This is a genomic window from Streptomyces sp. NPDC096339 (assembly GCF_044762985.1).
In the GTDB taxonomy this organism is placed as follows: Bacteria; Actinomycetota; Actinomycetes; order Streptomycetales; family Streptomycetaceae; genus Streptomyces.
Genome location: NZ_JBIWFI010000032.1, coordinates 89,861 through 106,197, shown reverse-complemented (window position 1 = coordinate 106,197; position 16,337 = coordinate 89,861). Strand labels below are relative to the sequence as shown.

Annotated in this window: 13 protein-coding genes; 9 read left to right on the top strand and 4 right to left on the bottom strand. The window is 73.0% G+C overall.

Translation table 11 applies throughout. The annotated features are described in order from the left end of the window. Positions 1–142: 142 nt before the first annotated feature. Positions 143–1,138, bottom strand: a complete 996-nt coding sequence (locus ACIQ5Y_RS30840) for a TAXI family TRAP transporter solute-binding subunit (RefSeq protein WP_403887672.1) — start codon at positions 1,136–1,138, stop codon at positions 143–145. Positions 1,139–1,278: 140 nt separating this feature from the next. Between ACIQ5Y_RS30840 and miaB the strand changes: the two genes are divergently transcribed. Both miaB and ACIQ5Y_RS30830 read left to right on the top strand, forming a co-directional pair. Further along, positions 1,279–2,799, top strand: coding sequence for a tRNA (N6-isopentenyl adenosine(37)-C2)-methylthiotransferase MiaB (gene miaB, locus ACIQ5Y_RS30835; RefSeq protein WP_403887669.1), 1,521 nt, complete (start codon positions 1,279–1,281; stop codon positions 2,797–2,799). Positions 2,800–3,525: 726 nt separating this feature from the next. Then, entirely contained in the window at positions 3,526–4,236 is a 711-nt protein-coding gene (locus ACIQ5Y_RS30830) for a hypothetical protein (protein WP_403887666.1), read from the top strand. Positions 4,237–4,315: 79 nt separating this feature from the next. On the opposite strand, the gene ACIQ5Y_RS30825 is transcribed toward ACIQ5Y_RS30830, so the two are convergent. Continuing rightward, on the bottom strand, positions 4,316–4,564 hold the full coding sequence (locus tag ACIQ5Y_RS30825; protein ID WP_403887663.1) for an antitoxin: 249 nt from the start codon (positions 4,562–4,564) through the stop codon (positions 4,316–4,318). A gap of 23 nt (positions 4,565–4,587) precedes the next feature. Beyond that, positions 4,588–4,812: a hypothetical protein gene (locus tag ACIQ5Y_RS30820; RefSeq protein WP_403887660.1), complete on the bottom strand. Its 225-nt coding sequence runs from the start codon at positions 4,810–4,812 to the stop codon at positions 4,588–4,590. A gap of 188 nt (positions 4,813–5,000) precedes the next feature. Between ACIQ5Y_RS30820 and miaA the strand changes: the two genes are divergently transcribed. From miaA to hflX, 6 genes are all read left to right on the top strand, one after another. Beyond that, a complete protein-coding gene (miaA, locus tag ACIQ5Y_RS30815) occupies positions 5,001–5,939 on the top strand; it encodes a tRNA (adenosine(37)-N6)-dimethylallyltransferase MiaA (RefSeq protein ID WP_403887657.1) in 939 nt (312 codons plus the stop codon). A gap of 125 nt (positions 5,940–6,064) precedes the next feature. Beyond that, positions 6,065–6,619 carry a hypothetical protein gene (locus tag ACIQ5Y_RS30810; protein WP_403887654.1) on the top strand — a complete coding sequence of 185 codons (555 nt, stop codon included), beginning with the start codon at positions 6,065–6,067 and terminating at the stop codon, positions 6,617–6,619. Between the two features lie 85 nt (positions 6,620–6,704). Next, positions 6,705–7,580, top strand: coding sequence for a diaminopimelate epimerase (dapF, locus tag ACIQ5Y_RS30805; protein WP_403887651.1), 876 nt, complete (start codon positions 6,705–6,707; stop codon positions 7,578–7,580). Between the two features lie 140 nt (positions 7,581–7,720). After that, positions 7,721–9,799 (top strand): RelA/SpoT family protein, encoded by a 2,079-nt coding sequence (locus ACIQ5Y_RS30800; protein ID WP_403887648.1) that lies wholly within the window; start codon positions 7,721–7,723, stop codon positions 9,797–9,799. Between the two features lie 129 nt (positions 9,800–9,928). Then, positions 9,929–11,371, top strand: a complete 1,443-nt coding sequence (locus tag ACIQ5Y_RS30795) for a M1 family metallopeptidase (protein WP_403887645.1) — start codon at positions 9,929–9,931, stop codon at positions 11,369–11,371. Between the two features lie 144 nt (positions 11,372–11,515). Then, the gene (hflX, locus tag ACIQ5Y_RS30790; protein WP_384579726.1) at positions 11,516–13,021 is read left to right on the top strand and encodes a GTPase HflX; all 1,506 of its coding nucleotides are present in this window, start codon (positions 11,516–11,518) and stop codon (positions 13,019–13,021) included. 117 nt (positions 13,022–13,138) lie between these two features. Here the strand turns inward: hflX and ACIQ5Y_RS30785 are convergent, their stop codons facing one another. Further along, positions 13,139–14,314, bottom strand: coding sequence for a trypsin-like serine peptidase (locus tag ACIQ5Y_RS30785; protein ID WP_403887642.1), 1,176 nt, complete (start codon positions 14,312–14,314; stop codon positions 13,139–13,141). A 201-nt stretch (positions 14,315–14,515) separates the two neighbouring features. On the opposite strand from ACIQ5Y_RS30785, the gene ACIQ5Y_RS30780 reads away from it, so the two are divergent. Continuing rightward, entirely contained in the window at positions 14,516–15,982 is a 1,467-nt protein-coding gene (locus ACIQ5Y_RS30780; RefSeq protein ID WP_403887639.1) for a diaminobutyrate--2-oxoglutarate transaminase family protein, read from the top strand. Positions 15,983–16,337: the final 355 nt, after the last annotated feature.

Below are 16,337 nucleotides of genomic sequence, written 5' to 3'. Positions count from 1 at the left end.
TGCATTACGGTGGGGCACGAGGGCCTTTCTGGTCGCCGGTGCAGATGTCGCAATCCACACCGAGCCAGAAGGCCCTCACCCATTTCAAGATCCCTTAGTCGAGACCTGCATCACCCGTCCACAACCTCCCGGGACAGAACAGCTAGGGCTTGACCGACCGGTAGTACCGGCGGGCGCCCTCGTGCAGGTCCAGCGGATCGGTGTAGATCGCCGTCCGGAGGTCCACCAGCTGCGCCGCGTGCACCACGTGCCCGATGCGGTCGCGGCTGAGGATCACGGTCCGGGTGAACTGCTCCGTCAGCTCGGGGTCCATCCCCTCGGTGGTCACCAGCAGGTTCGGCACGGCCAGGGTCGCCACCGCGCTGGTGTTCCGTGCCCGCGCGTACGCGTCCTGCGGCATCACCGCGGCCCGGTAGTAGCGCGCCGGGCTCCCGCTGCCCTGGAGCTGCTCCACGAGGTCGCCGAGCTGTACGAGCCGGATCTCGAAGCGCTCCGACAGCTCGCGCACCGCGTTGGTCGGCAGGCCGCCGGACCAGAAGAACGCGTCGATCCGCCCGGCCTCCAGTTCGGCCGGCATGGTGTCGATGCCGATGGACACGGTGGTGAGGTCGCGGGCCGGGTCCAGCTTGGCCGCCGTCAGTAGCCGCTCCGAGACCAGCCGCACCCCGGATCCGGGCTGGCCGACCGCGACCCGCTTGCCCCGCAGGTCCCGCGCCGACTGCACCGGTGAGCCGGCCGGCACCACCAGCTGCACGTAGTCGTCGTAGAGGCGGGCGCACCCGCGCAGGTAGGCCGCTCCGGGTTTCCCGTCGAGCCGGTACTTGGCGACCGCGTCGGCCGTCGCCACAGTGAAGTCCGCCTCACCGGCGGCCACCCGCTGGAGGTTCTGCTGCGAGCCCTCACTGGTTTCCAGCCGGACCTTCACCCCGGGCATGTCCTGCTTGAGGGCCTGCTCCAGCAGCTGCCCGTAGCGGTGGTACACCCCGTTCCGGACGCCGGTGCTGAAGGTCAGCTCGCCCTTGAGCTCGGGCTCCCCGAAGGGCCGCAGCCACCACAGCAGGACCCCGAGCACGGCCAGTACGGCCACCAGGACCCGCAGGGCGTGGCGCCTGCTGATCCGGGGCGGTACGAGAGGCATGCCGGCGATCCTGCCACCCCCCTGCCCGCCTGTCACGCCCCGGCCGCCCCGCCGGCCCCGGCCCGCGGCGCCACGGCCCTGCCCGCGGCCCCGGCCCACGGCGGGCCGGAGGGCTTCCCGGCACCGCCTACCCTTGTTGCATGACCAGCAGCGACCGGAGCCAGGCAGTGGACGTGAAGCGAAGCTACGAGGTGCGCACCTACGGGTGCCAGATGAACGTGCACGACTCGGAGCGCCTCTCCGGTCTGCTGGAGGACGCCGGCTACGTCCGGGCGCCCGAGGGCTCCGACGGCGACGCCGACGTCGTGGTCTTCAACACCTGCGCGGTCCGCGAGAACGCCGACAACAAGCTCTACGGCAACCTCGGCCGGCTGGCCCCGATGAAGACGAAGCGCCCCGGGATGCAGATCGCCGTCGGCGGCTGCCTCGCCCAGAAGGACCGCGAGACGATCGTCAAGAAGGCCCCCTGGGTCGACGTCGTCTTCGGTACGCACAACATCGGCAAGCTCCCCGTGCTGCTGGAACGCGCCCGCATCCAGGAAGAGGCGCAGGTCGAGATCGCCGAGTCGCTGGAGGCGTTCCCGTCGACGCTCCCGACCCGACGCGAGTCCGCGTACGCCGCCTGGGTCTCGATCTCCGTCGGCTGCAACAACACCTGCACCTTCTGCATCGTCCCGGCGCTGCGCGGCAAGGAGGAGGACCGTCGCCCCGGCGACATCCTCGCCGAGGTGGAGGCCCTGGTCGGCGAGGGCGTCTCCGAGATCACGCTGCTCGGCCAGAACGTGAACGCGTACGGCTCCGACCTCGGCGACCGCGAGGCCTTCAGCAAGCTGCTGCGCGCCTGCGGCGAGATCGAGGGCCTGGAGCGGGTCCGTTTCACCTCCCCGCACCCGCGCGACTTCACGGACGACGTGATCGCGGCGATGGCGCAGACCCCGAACGTGATGCCGCAGCTGCACATGCCGCTGCAGTCCGGCTCGGACCCGATCCTCAAGGCGATGCGCCGTTCGTACCGGCAGGAGCGTTTCCTCGGGATCATCGAGAAGGTCCGCGCCGCCATCCCGCACGCCGCGATCACCACCGACATCATCGTGGGCTTCCCCGGCGAGACCGAGGAGGACTTCCAGCAGACGATGCACGTCGTGCGCGAGGCCCGCTTCGCGAACGCCTTCACCTTCCAGTACTCCAAGCGGCCCGGCACCCCCGCCGCCGACATGGACGGGCAGATCCCCAAGGAGGTCGTGCAGGACCGCTACATGCGCCTGGTCGCCCTCCAGGAGGAGATCTCCTGGGAGGAGAACAAGAAGCAGGTCGGCCGCACCCTGGAGGTCATGGTCGCGGAGGGCGAGGGCCGCAAGGACGGCGCCACGCACCGCCTGTCCGGCCGCGCCCCCGACAACCGCCTGGTGCACTTCACGAAGCCGGAGGCGGAGGTCCGCCCCGGTGACGTGGTCACCGTCGACATCACCTACGCGGCCCCCCACCACCTGCTGGCCGAGGGCCCGACCACGGCCGTACGGCGTACCCGCGCCGGCGACGCGTGGGAGAAGCGCAACGCCGCCCCGGCCCAGCCGGCGGGCGTCATGCTGGGCATCCCGACCCTGGGCGTCCCGGCCCCCCTCCCCGCGGCGACATCGGGCTGCGCGGCCCCGCAGGGCTGACCCCGGCCCGGGTGCCGTCGCGAGCGCCTTCCGAGCACCGCCCGCGACCGGCCCCGGCCCCTGCCGTCCCCGGCCCGCGCCGTCCCCGGCCGCTGCCCCTGCCCGCCCCGGCCCGCTGCCCGCGCCGGGGCGCGGGTGTCTTCCGAGCGCCGCCCGCGCCGGCCCCGGCCCGTGCCGTCCGCTGCCCGCGCCGTCCGCTGCCCCCGCCCGCTGCCCGCGCCGGGGCGCAGGTCTCTTCCGAGCGCCGCCCGCATCGGCCCCGGCCCGTGCCGTCCGCTGCCCGCGCCGTCCGCTGCCCCGGCCCGCTGCCCGCGCCGGGGCGCGGGTGTCTTTCGAGCGCCGCCCGCATCGGCCCCGGCCCGTGCCGTCCGCTGCCCGCCGGCCGTTGCCCTGCCCTGCCCTGCCCTGCCCTGCCCTGCCCTGCCCTGCCCGGCCCGTGCCGGGGCGCGGGTGTCTTGCGAGCGCGGCCCGTGCCGGCGCGGGGCTCTTCCCGGGCGCTGCCCGTGTCGGGTTCCTGCCTACCGGGCGATGCCCGTGCCCGCGCCGCGCACCCGCCCGGCCGGAGTCGCCGGCGTTTGAGGCGCGGGGCACGGGGCGGAGCCCCGGGTCGTGGACCGGCACCGGCCGCGCACCCGGACCACACGAGCGGCTCGGGGGCGGCACGGCCCGGCGCGAGCCGCACCGACCCCCCCTGGATCGGCCGCGCTTGGCGATAGGCTGCGGATCATGCTCGTAGCCGCTGCCGTCTGCCCCGCCCCGCCGCTGCTCGTGCCGGCGGTCGCCGCGGGGGCCGCCGCCGAACTCGGCGACGCCCGTACCGCCTGCTCCGACGCGCTGGCGGTGCTCGCCGCGTCCCGGCCCGACCTGCTCGTCGTCGTCGGGGCCGCCGACCGGGACCACGGCGGTCCCTACCCCCAGGGCGCCCGCGGCAGCTTCCGCGGGTTCGGGGTCGAGGCCGACGTACAGCTCGGCGAGGGCGAGGAGGGGCCGCGCATGCTGCCGGCCCCGCTTGCCGTCGGTGCCTGGCTGCTGGGCCACGCCCGGTGGGGCGCCGCCCCCGTCGAGGGGTTCGCCGTCGCGGAGCCGCTGGACGACACCGCGCACTGCCTGCGGGCCGGCCGGGAACTCGCCGCACGGGACGAGCGCGTCGCACTGCTCGTGATGGGTGACGGCAGCGCCAAGCGGACCCTGAAGGCCCCCGGTTACCTCGACGAGCGGGCCGCCGCCTTCGACGCGGCCGCCGCCCGCGCGCTCGCCGCCGCCGACGTCGCCGCTCTCACCGCCATGGACTCCGTGCTCGCCGCCGAACTCCAGGTCGCCGGTCGGGCCCCCTGGCAGGTCCTGGCCGGCGCCGCCGAGGGCGCGGGCCTCGACGGTCGGCTGCTGTACGAGGACGCGCCGTACGGCGTGGGGTACTTCGTCGCCGCCTGGTCCTGAAACCCGTACCGCGCCACGCATACGGGGAAGGGGCGCGGAACCGGCCGTCGCCGGTGCCGCGCCCCTTTCCGGCACCGCGTCAGGAAGCCGTCGGCGGCTTCGGTCCGCCGCCGGGAGCGTCCTTGTGCGCGATCTTGCCCAGGGCGTCCTTCGCCTTGCCCGTCCCGCTCGTGATCCGGTCGCTGTACTTGCCGTGGGTCTTCGCGTCCACGGCCTTGGCCATCTTGTCCAGACTCCCGGTGATCTTGCCTTCGTTCTTCTGGGCGAGGTCGCCGACCTTCTCCTTCGCCGGCTCGAGCTTGGCCTTCAGCTTGTCCAGCAGGCCCATGGGTCACCTTCCATTGGCGGTCGCTACGTACGGGCGCCCTCGCCGGCCTCGCTGTCCACCGCCGGCTCGGCCGACTGCTGCTTCGGGATCCCCACGGCTTCCGCCGCCGGAGCCTCCACCTCAGCAGCCCCGGTCTCGGTCTCCTCGATCTCCTCGGCCGCACCGGACTCCGCCGTCGTGGCCTCGGCGGCGACCTCCTCGGTCACGACCTCTACCTTGCGGCGGAAAAGCCGATCGAAAACGCCCATTTCTCCTCCTATAACGTTACTCGTGTGAGCGAAGTTCCGCCTTGGTCGCAGGGGCCTCCGCAGGGACCTCGGCAAGGGTTGCCACAGCCCCCTCCGCCGGGCTGAACCACGCCAGGGCAACGACCCCGCCCCCACCCCGTCACGTAGCTCGATCGGGTACATGCGGCGGGGTTTGCGAGACTGGGGCGGTGAGGAAAGCACCCCCCGCCCCGCGGGTCATCGCCGTCGTCGGTCCCACCGCGGCCGGAAAGTCCGACCTGGGCGTCGCCCTGGCCCGCCATTTCGACGGCGAGGTCGTCAACGCCGACTCCATGCAGCTGTACCGGGGGATGGACATCGGTACCGCCAAGCTGACGACGGAGGAACGCGGCGGGGTCCCGCACCACCTCCTCGACATCTGGGACGTCACCGACACCGCCAACGTGGCCGAGTACCAGCGCCTGGCCCGCGCCGAGATCGACAAACTGCTCGCCGAGGGCCGCACGCCCGTCCTCGTCGGCGGCTCCGGCCTGTACGTCAGGGGCGCCCTGGACGTCATGGAGTTCCCCGGTACCGACCCCGAGGTCCGCGCCCGACTGGAGGCCGAGCTCGCCCTGAGCGGTTCCGGGGTCCTGCACGCCCGCCTCGCCGCCGCCGACCCGGCCGCCGCCAAGGCGATCCTGCCCAGCAACGGCCGCCGGATCGTGCGCGCGCTGGAGGTCATCGAGATCACCGGTCGCCCCTTCACCGCCAACCTGCCCGGCCACGAGTCCGTCTACGACACCGTCCAGATCGGCGTCGACGTGGCCCGGCCCGAGCTCGACGAGCGGATCGCGCTGCGCGTGGACCGGATGTGGGAGGCCGGACTCGTGGACGAGGTCCGCGCGCTGGAGGCCCGAGGGCTGCGCGACGGAATCACCGCCTCCAGGGCGCTCGGCTACCAGCAGGTGCTCGCCGCGCTCGCCGGTGAGTGCACCGAGGACGAGGCCCGGGCGGAGACGGTCCGGGCGACCAAGCGCTTCGCCCGCCGCCAGGACTCCTGGTTCCGGCGAGACCCGCGCGTCCACTGGCTCAGCGGGGCCGTCGCCGACCGCGGGGAACTCACCGGACTCGCGCAGTCGTTGGTCGAACGAGCGGTCACAGCCTGATCACGTGATGGCATCGGGACGCCCCGTGGGCCCGTAGCGGGCCTGGGGGCGTGCCATCATCAAACTCCTGTGGGTGTGTCACCCGCAGTGAATGGCGGCGTACTGAATCCGAGTGGGGAGGGCGCGTGGCGATGGAGGCCGGCCCTCGTGACACCGGGCGGGACGACACCCGGCGGGAAGCGGACCCGACGCTTCTCGACCTGGCGGAAGGCGTTGAGGGAACGCAGCGGCCCGACGGCCCGGACGTCCCCGACACCCTCGGGCTGCCCACGGGTCCCGCGCGGCTGACCCCGGACGGCCCGGACGCCCCGGACACCGCGGAGGCCGAGGCCGCCGCCGGACCCGAGGTCGAGGTCGAGCTGCGCCCGCAGCGGCGCCTGCGCGTGTGGCAGATCGTCCCCATCGTGGTGCTGGCCGCCGCCGGTTCGCTCATGTTCGCCTTCCCGCTGGCCTTCGAGTTCGGCGACGGCGGAGCCGTGGTCGCCATGCTCGGCTTCCTCATCAGCTGCTGCGCAGGCGGCTGGGGGATGATGGCCGCCCGCCGCGTGGGCTACTCCTGGCCCGGGCTCCCGGCCCGGGGGAGCGGCCGCCGCCCCGACTGGCGCATGGCCGCGCTGTACGCCGTGGTCGCGCTGGCCGTCGTGGCACTCGCCGTGTACCGGGTGGCCCGGCTCCGCTAGGGCCGTCCGGCGGGCGGGCCGCCGCCCGCTGACCGTCCCTCGGACGGTCCGACGCCCCTGACCAGGGGATCGGTACGATGGGCGGGTGACGCAGACCACCCTCTCCTTCCTCAAGGGCCACGGCACCGAGAACGACTTCGTGATCGTCCCGGACCCGGACAACGCCATCGAGCTGCCGGCGGCCGCCGTCGCGAAGCTCTGCGACCGGCGGGCCGGGATCGGAGCGGACGGGGTCCTGCACGTCGTCCGGTCCGCCGCGCACCCCGAGGCGGCCCACCTGGCCGACGAGGCGGAGTGGTTCATGGACTACCGCAACAGCGACGGCTCCATCGCCGAGATGTGCGGCAACGGCGTACGCGTCTTCGCCCGCTACCTCCAGTACGCGGGCCACGTCGAGGCGGGCGACCTCGCCGTCGCCACCCGGGGCGGCGTCAAGCGCGTCCACCTGGACAAGGCGGGCGACGTCACGGTTTCCATGGGCCGTGCCGAACTCCCCGAGGGCGAGGTCACCGTCGCCGTCGGCGCGAAGAGCTGGCCCGCGCGGAACGTGAACATGGGGAACCCGCACGCGGTGGCGTTCGTTGAAAGCCTCGACGACGCCGGGACGCTGTACGACGCCCCCGACTTCAGCCCGGCGTCCGCCTACCCGACGGGTGTCAACGTCGAGTTCGTCGTCGACCGCGGCCCCCGTCACGTCGCCATGCGCGTCCACGAGCGCGGCTCCGGCGAGACCCGCTCCTGCGGCACCGGCGCCTGCGCCGTCGCCGTCGCCGCCATCCGCCGCGAGGGTGCGGACCCGGCCGCCACCGGCGAACCGGCCACGTACACCGTCGACCTCCCGGGCGGCACCCTCGTCATCACGGAGCACCCCGACGGCCGGATCGAGATGACCGGACCGGCCGTGATCGTGGCCGTGGGAGAGTTCGACGCGGCCTGGCTCACCGAAACGGCTTTCGCCTGAAGCTTCCCTCTAATGGGTGATCCGTTTCACGCTCAGCGAGAGGTGGACTGCGCCACGTGGTGGGGTCGGTAACATCAGGCACCGGCCCTGAGGGCTCACCCCATGCCCGCCACCGCCGGTCGAAGCCGCCGGAGGTGCCCATGAGTGCAGAGGCCACGAACCCCGAAGCACACCCCGAAGTGCGCCCTGAGCTCCGCAGACGTGGCCGGACCAGGCTCGATCTGCGCCGGCTCGGCCGAGCGGCGCTGCTCGGGCCGACGTCCCGCGACCGTCTTCCGGACGCCATCGGGCACGTCGCGGAGGCGCACCGCGCCCACCATCCGGACGCCGATCTGTCCGTTTTGCGGCGGGCCTATCTGCTCGCGGAGACCTCGCACCGCGGCCAGATGCGAAAAAGTGGTGAGCCGTACATCACACATCCGCTCGCCGTCACCCTGATCCTCGCCGAACTCGGTGCCGAAACCACCACTCTGACGGCCTCTCTCCTCCACGACACCGTCGAGGACACCGACGTGACCCTCGATCAGGTCCGCGAGGAGTTCGGCGACGAGGTCTGCTTCATCGTCGACGGCGTCACCAAGGTGGAGAAGATCGACTACGGCGCCGCCGCCGAACCCGAGACCTTCCGCAAGATGCTCGTCGCCACCGGCAACGACGTCCGCGTCATGTCCATCAAACTCGCCGACCGGCTCCACAACATGCGCACCCTCGGCGTGATGCGCCCCGAGAAACAGGCCCGCATCGCCAAGGTCACCCGCGACGTCCTCATCCCCCTCGCAGAACGGCTCGGCGTCCAGGCACTCAAGACCGAGCTGGAAGACCTCGTCTTCGCGATCCTCCACCCCGAGGAGTACGAGCACACCCGCGCGCTCATCGCCGCCCACGCCGGTGAGAACGACCCGCTGCCCGCCATCGCCGACTCCGTACGGACCGTGTTGCGCGAGGCCGGCATCGCCGCCGAGGTACAGGTACGCCCCCGGCACTTCGTCTCCGTCCACCGCGTCGCCCTCAAACGCGGCGAGCTGCGCGGCTCCGACTTCGGCCGCGTCCTCGTCCTCGTCGGCGAGAACGCCGACTGCTACGCCGTGCTCGGGGAGCTGCACACCTGCTTCACCCCGGTCGTATCGGAGTTCAAGGACTTCATCGCCGCCCCCAAGTTCAACCTCTACCAGTCGCTGCACACCGCCGTCGCCACCCCCGAGGGGTACGTCGCCGAGGTCATCGTGCGGACCCGGCAGATGCACCGCGTAGCGGAGGCGGGCGTCGTCGCCCTCGGCAACCCGTACGCCACTGCCCAGGCGGAAGCCGCCGAAGCCGACGAGGAGCGGGTGGACCCGACCCGCCCCGGCTGGTTGTCCCGGCTGCTCGACTGGCAGCAATCCGCCCCCGACCCCGACACCTTCTGGAGCGTGCTCCGCGCCGAGCTCGCCCAGGACCGGGAGATCACCGTCTTCCGCGCCGACGGCGGGACGCTGGGCCTGCCGGCCGGGGCCAGCTGTATCGACGCCGCCTACGCGCAACACGGCGAGGCGGCCCACGGCTGTATCGGCGCCCGGGTCAACGGGCGCCTCACCTCCCTCTCCTCCCCGCTCTCCGACGGCGACACCGTGCAGCTGCTGCTCGCGCAGGACGCCTCCTCCGGCCCGGCCGCCGAGTGGCTGGACCACGCGAAGACCCCGGCCGCCCGGATCGCCATCGGCAGCTGGCTCGAAGCCCACCCCGACCGGGCCCTGTCCACCACCTCCGCCGCGCGGGCGCCCCTGTCCGTGGTCGGCGCCCGGGGCGGCGGCGCCAACGCGGTCGCCGACCTGCCGGACGCGCCCGTACGGCTCGCCGGATGCTGCACGCCGGTGCCACCGGACGCCGTCGCCGGATTCGTGGTCCGCGGCGGGGCCGTCACCGTGCACCGCATCCACTGCGCGGCGGTGGCACAGATGCGCGCCGTGGGGCGCACCTCCGTCGCCGTGCACTGGCGGGCCACCGCGGACTGCCGGGTCACCCTGCTCGCTGAATCGTTCGGCCGCCCCCATCTGCTGGCCGACCTGACCGAGGCCATCGCCCGCCAAGGCGTCGAGGTCGTCTCCGCGACCGTGGAACCCCCGGTCGAGCAGCGGGTCCGGCACACCTACACCCTCCAACTGCCCGACGCGGCCGGCCTGCCCGCCCTCATGCGGGCGATGCGCGACGTACCCGGCGTCTACGACGTCCGCCGCGCGTAGGCCGCCCCTGGCCGCCCCACCGCCGGTGGCCCTCCCACGTGTCAGCGGGCGGGCCCCGAAGGTCCCGTTCGGGTGGCCCCGTCGCGCGTCGCGGCCGGCCGTGCGGCGGGCGCTGGTAAGCGGTGGTGGATGCAGCTCACCTCCCCGCGCCTGCGCGCCGCCCTGCTCGCCGCGGCCTCCCTCACCCTCGTCGCCGCAGTCCTGCCCCCGCCGAAGCCGCTGGGCATCGGCGACCGGCTGTTCCCGGAGCTCGGGAACCCCGGATACGACGTGCTCTCGTACGACCTGTCGTTCACGTACAAGGACAACAAGAGCCCCCTCGACGCGGTCACCGTCATCGACGCGCGCGCCCTGCGGCCGCTGGAGCTGATCAACCTCGACTTCACCCACGGCAAGGTGGCGTCCGTCGAGGTCAACGGGGAGCCGGCCCGGTTCGAGAGCGCGGGCGAGGACCTCGTGCTGACCCCCGCGCGCCCCGTCGCGGCGAACGTGCCGCTGCACATCACCGTCCGGCACACCAGCGACCCGCGCGGCCGCGCCGACGGCGGCTGGGTGCCCACGACCGACGGCCTGGCCATGGCCAACCAGGCGGACGCCGCCCACCGGGTCTTCCCCTGCAACGACCACCCCGCCGACAAGGCGTACTTCACCTTCCGGATCACCACCCCGGCCGGGCTCACCGCCGTCGCCAACGGGGTGCCCGCCTCACTGCCCGTCCCCGGCGCGGCCGGGGCGACGACCTGGACATACCGGACCCGGCACCCCATGGCCACCGAGCTGGCCCAGGTCTCCGTGGGCCGCTCCGCGGTCGTCCACGGGACCGGACCGCACGGGCTGCCGCTGCGCGACGTGGTGCCCGCGGCAGACCGCGAGCGGCTGGACCCCTGGCTGAAGAAGACCGCCGGCCACATCGCCTGGATGGAGGAGCGGGTCGGCCGCTACCCCTTCGAGAACTACGGGGTCCTGATCGCGCGGGCGACCACCGGCTTCGAGCTGGAGACGCAGACCCTCTCCCTCTTCGAGAACAGCCTGTTCTCCGGCGAGGGCTACCCCGAGTGGTACGTGGAGTCCGTGATGGTGCACGAGCTCGCCCACCAGTGGTTCGGCGACAGCGTCAGCCCCCGGACCTGGTCCGACCTGTGGCTCAACGAGGGCCACGCCACCTGGTACGAGGCCCTGTACGCGGACGGGCTCGGCAAGTACTCCCTGGAGCGGCGCATGCGCGAGGCGTACACCCGCTCCGACCAGTGGCGGGCCGCGGGCGGTCCCCCGGCCGCCCCGAAGGCCGCCGCCCCCGGTGAGAAGATCGGACTGTTCCGGCCGGTGGTCTACGACGGCGCCGCGCTGATCCTCTACGCCCTGCGCCAGGAGATCGGCGTCCAGGCCTTCGACCGGGTCGAGCGGCGCTGGGTGGCGGAGCACCGGGACTCGGTCGCGGGCACCGAGGACTTCGTACGCCTGGCCTCACAGGAGGCGGGCCGGGACCTCACGGCCTTCCTGCAGCCGTGGCTGTACGGGAAGACGACCCCGGCGATGCCGGGGCACCCGGAGTGGAGCGGGAAAAGCGTGTGACCCGCCCCGAACGGGCATGTCACCATCGACGGGTCCCTCCGGGGCCCTCCCGGGGAATCCCCGGGTGGTGCGACACGTTGGACGTGACAGCTAACGTGTCCCTGCTGGGCGTGACACTGCTATTCGAATCGACGTAAGGATCCAATGACCTCCTCTTCTTCCCCTTCCCAGGACGCGCGGGACGCACGGGACGTGCGGGACTCGCAGAGCTTCACCGAGAGCCTTCGGGCCGATGCCCTGATGGAAGAGGACGTCGCCTGGAGCCACGAGATCGACGGAGACCGGGACGGCGAGCAGTTCGAACGCTCCGAGCGCGCGGCCCTGCGCCGCGTGGCCGGCCTCTCCACCGAACTCGAAGACGTCACCGAGGTCGAGTACCGACAGCTGCGCCTGGAGCGCGTCGTACTCGTCGGTGTCTGGACCTCCGGCACGGTGAACGACGCGGAGAACTCCCTCGCGGAGCTCGCGGCGCTCGCCGAGACGGCGGGTGCTCTCGTACTCGACGGCGTGATCCAGCGCCGCGACAAGCCGGACCCGGCCACCTTCATCGGCTCGGGCAAGGCGCGCGAGCTGCGTGACATCGTCATGGAGAGCGGCGCCGACACCGTCGTCTGTGACGGTGAGCTCAGCCCCGGCCAGCTCATCGCGCTCGAAGACGTCGTCAAGGTGAAGGTGGTCGACCGGACCGCCCTCATCCTCGACATCTTCGCCCAGCACGCCAAGTCCCGAGAGGGCAAGGCACAGGTCGCGCTCGCGCAGATGCAGTACATGCTGCCGCGACTGCGAGGCTGGGGTCAGTCGCTGTCCCGCCAGATGGGTGGCGGCGGCGGTGGCGGCATGGCCACCCGAGGCCCCGGTGAGACCAAGATCGAGACCGACCGGCGCCGGATCCGCGAGAAGATGGCGAAGATGCGCCGGGAGATCGCGGAGATGAAGACCGGCCGCGACATCAAGCGACAGGAACGACGTCGCAACAAGGTGCCCTCGGTCGCCATCGCCGGCTACACCAACGCCGGAAAGTCCTCGCTGCTCAACCGCCTCACGGGCGCGGGCGTGCTGGTGGAGAACGCTCTGTTCGCCACCCTCGACCCGACCGTGCGCCGGGCCGAGACGCCCAGCGGCCGGGTCTACACCCTGGCCGACACGGTCGGCTTCGTCCGGCACCTGCCCCACCACCTCGTCGAGGCGTTCCGCTCCACGATGGAGGAGGTCGGCGACTCCGACCTCATCCTGCACATCGTGGACGGCTCGCACCCGGCGCCGGAGGAGCAGCTGGCGGCGGTGCGCGAGGTGATCCGCGAGGTCGGCGCGGTCAATGTGCCCGAGATCGTCGTGATCAACAAGGCGGACGCGGCGGACCCGCTCGTCCTGCAGCGGCTGCTGCGGATCGAGCGGCACTCCATCGCCGTCTCGGCCCGGACCGGCATCGGCATCGACGAGCTGCTCGCGCTCATCGACGCCGAGCTGCCGCGGCCCGAGGTCGAGGTGGAGGCCCTGGTGCCCTACACGCTCGGCTCGCTGGTGGCCAAGGCGCATGCCGAGGGCGAGGTGATCTCCGAGGAGCACACGGCGGAGGGCACCCTGCTGAAGGCACGGGTCCACCAGGAACTGGCGGCGGACCTGGCTCCGTACGTGCTCGCCAAGAGCTGACCGCTCGGACGGCGATCCGACGCCGATCCGACGGCCATCCGACGCGGAGACGACCGAGGGCCCCCTGCGATGTGCAGGGGGCCCTCGGTCATTCGCTCACGCCCGCTTCGGACCGGGCTACTTGAACTTGCCGCTCACGGCGTCGAAGACACCCTTGGCCTCGGGCCCCAACCGGGGTCCGGCCAGCCAGCCCGCCTTCGACGGGCCGATCGAGGTGTTCGACACCAGCGCCGGCTTGCCGTCGGCGCCCGCCGCGACCCAGCCGCCTCCGGAAGCACCACCGGTCATCGTGCAGCCGATGCGGTACATCACCGGGTCACTCGCGTTCAGCGAGAGCCGGCCCGGCTTGTCCACGCACTGGTAGGCCTTCTGGCCGTCGAACGGAGGCGCCGCCGGGTAGCCGGTCGCGGTGATGCTCGCGACCTTCGGCACGGCCGGAGCGTTGAACTCCACCGGAAGCGCCGAACCGACCGTCTCCTCCAGCGACTTGCCGCCGCCCTGCTCGGGAGTCACGTGCAGCACCGCGAAGTCGTACGGAGCGCCCGCGCCACCCGTCGGGCCACCCGTCGCGATCCACTGGTCGGAGGTCTGTGCCCAGTCGCTCCACCACACGCCGTACGGTGCCACCTGCTCGCGGGGCGCGCCCTTGAGCTGCGCCGTCGGCTTGCCCGCGTTGTTGTAGGACGGCACGAACGCGATGTTGCGGTACCAGCCGCCGGACTTGCCCGCGTGTACGCAGTGGCCCGCAGTCCAGACCATGTTGGACTTGCCGGGGTGCGCCGGGTCCTTGACCACGGTCGCCGAGCAGACCATCGAACCCTCGGGCCCGTCGAAGAAGACCTTGCCGGAGGGCGGAACGCTCTGGTGGTAGGGCGGGTTCGCGGCCTTGGCCGTCACCGGAGCCGGGGTCGGGTCGGTCACGCCCTGGTCCTTGCCCGCGTCCGGGTCGACGGCCGGCTGCTTCGGCTGCTCGGCGTCACGCATGCGGTCGGGGTCCCAGAGGCCCTCGATGATCGGGTTGATGTAGTCGCCCGCCTCGCGGAGCCAGTCCTCCTTCTTCCAGTTCTTCCACGCACCCCCCTTCCACTTCTCCATGTCGATGCCGTGCTCCTTGAGCCTGTCCTTGAGCTGGTCGGGGATCTTGATCCCGCCCGTGCCCGGGGGCGGACTGCTCTGTGCCACGGTCGGCTTGGCGTCGCCGGCGGCCTCGTCGTCGCCGGGGCCGCACGCAGCGGCGGTCAGCGCGAGCGCGGCCGCGCACAGAATCGCGGTGACCGGTCGGTTCGGTCGCATGTCGGTTCGTCCCCCTGGTGGATTCGAGGCGTCGAGTGCAGCAACCCACTATGCCGCCGAGGTTGGGGACGGCACAGCCGGGGTCGTGGTTCCTGGCTCCCGAACGGTGTCGCGCCCTCGGCGGACAAGGATCTTGTGCCCACCCGTGATCCGTCGCCGTCACCGTCGTTGGTACGTACGGGGGATGGGGGAGCAGCGTTGATGTTCGAGGCGCAATCCGGAAGAGCAATCAGTGCGGGAGGTCCGACACTCGTGGCTTTGACCGAGCCGGCGGCGGCAGCCGCGGCTGCCGCCGCCGAGGCACAGGTGCCGCCCCAGGCGAGCCGGGCACGACGACCCGGCGCCCCTGGTGTCCCGGGCATCCCCGGCGCCCCCGTATCCGCGGCCGGCATCCTGCGCCGGCAGTCCCAACGGGAGTCCGCCGCACGGACGTACGCGCGCTCCCTGCCCATCGTCCCGGTGCGGGCCCGCGGGCTGACCATCGAGGGCGCCGACGGGAGGCGCTACCTCGACTGCCTCTCCGGTGCCGGCACCCTCGCCCTCGGACACAACCACCCCGTGGTGCTCGAAGCCGTGCGCGGTGTCCTCGATTCCGGGGCCCCGCTGCACGTGCTGGACCTCGCGACGCCGGTCAAGGACGCCTTCACCACCGAGCTGTTCGCCAATCTGCCGCCCGCGCTGGCCGCCGACGCCCGGATCCAGTTCTGCGGGCCGGCCGGCACGGACGCGGTGGAGGCGGCCCTCAAACTCGTACGCACCGCCACCGGGCGCTCCGGGCTGCTCGCGTTCACGGGGGCCTACCACGGGATGACCGCCGGGGCACTGGACGCGTCGGGGGGTGCCGCGGACGTACGGGTGACCCGGCTGCCGTACCCGCAGGACTTCCGCTGCCCGTTCGGCGTCGGCGGCACCGAGGGCGCGGAACTCGGCGCCCGCTGGACGGAGAACCTCCTGGACGACCCCAAGGGCGGGGTCCCCACACCCGCCGGGATGATCGTCGAACCCGTCCAGGGCGAGGGCGGTGTCCTCCCGGCCCCCGATGGCTGGCTGCGGCGGATGCGCGAGATCACCGAGGCGCGGGGGATCCCGCTGATCGCCGACGAAGTGCAGACGGGCGTCGGACGGACCGGCGCCTTCTGGGGAGTGGATCACGCCGGGGTGGTGCCCGACGTGCTCGTGCTGTCCAAGGCGATCGGCGGCAGCCTGCCCCTCGCGGTGATCGTGTACCGGGCGGGTCTCGACGTCTGGGCCCCCGGGGCGCACGCGGGTACCTTCCGCGGGAACCAGCTGGCCATGGCAGCCGGTACCGCCACCCTCGCCTACGTCCGCGAGAACCGGCTGGCCGAGCGCGCCGCCGCCCTGGGCGAACGGATGCTCACCGCCCTGCACGGCCTCGCCTCCGACCACCCCTGCATCGGTGACGTACGGGGCCGGGGCCTGATGATCGGCGTCGAACTCGTCGACCCCGAGACCGGAGACAGCGCCCCCGCCCTCGCCGCGGCCGTCCGCCAGGAGTGCCTGGACCGCGGGCTGATCGTCGAACTCGGCGGCCGCCACTCCGCCGTCGTCCGTCTGCTACCTCCGCTGACCCTGACCGACGAGCAGGCCGGCGCGGTCCTCGACCGCCTGGCCGACGCCATCCCGGCAGCCGCCCGCCGGCCCCACTGACCCGTACCCCGAGGACCCGCGATGCCCGACGCGCACCATTCCACACCGACCCCCGGCCCCGGCGGCGAGGAGCACCGCCTGCGGCCGGGCGCCTTGACCCCCAGGGCGCAGCAGCAACCGCCGGCCCCCACCGACCAGCCGACCCCGGCCCAGCCCCCCACCCCGGACACGGCAGGGGCCCCGCCGGCCCCCACGGGCCCCGCCCTTGCCGAGCACCACACACCGCCTCCCCGCCCCACCCCGGCCACCCCCACCCACCCCTGGGACGAACCCCCGGCCCGCGACGACCGGCAGGCCACGCCCTCCGAACCGGCCCACCTCTGGACAGCCCCCGCCGAGCCCACCCCCACGCAGC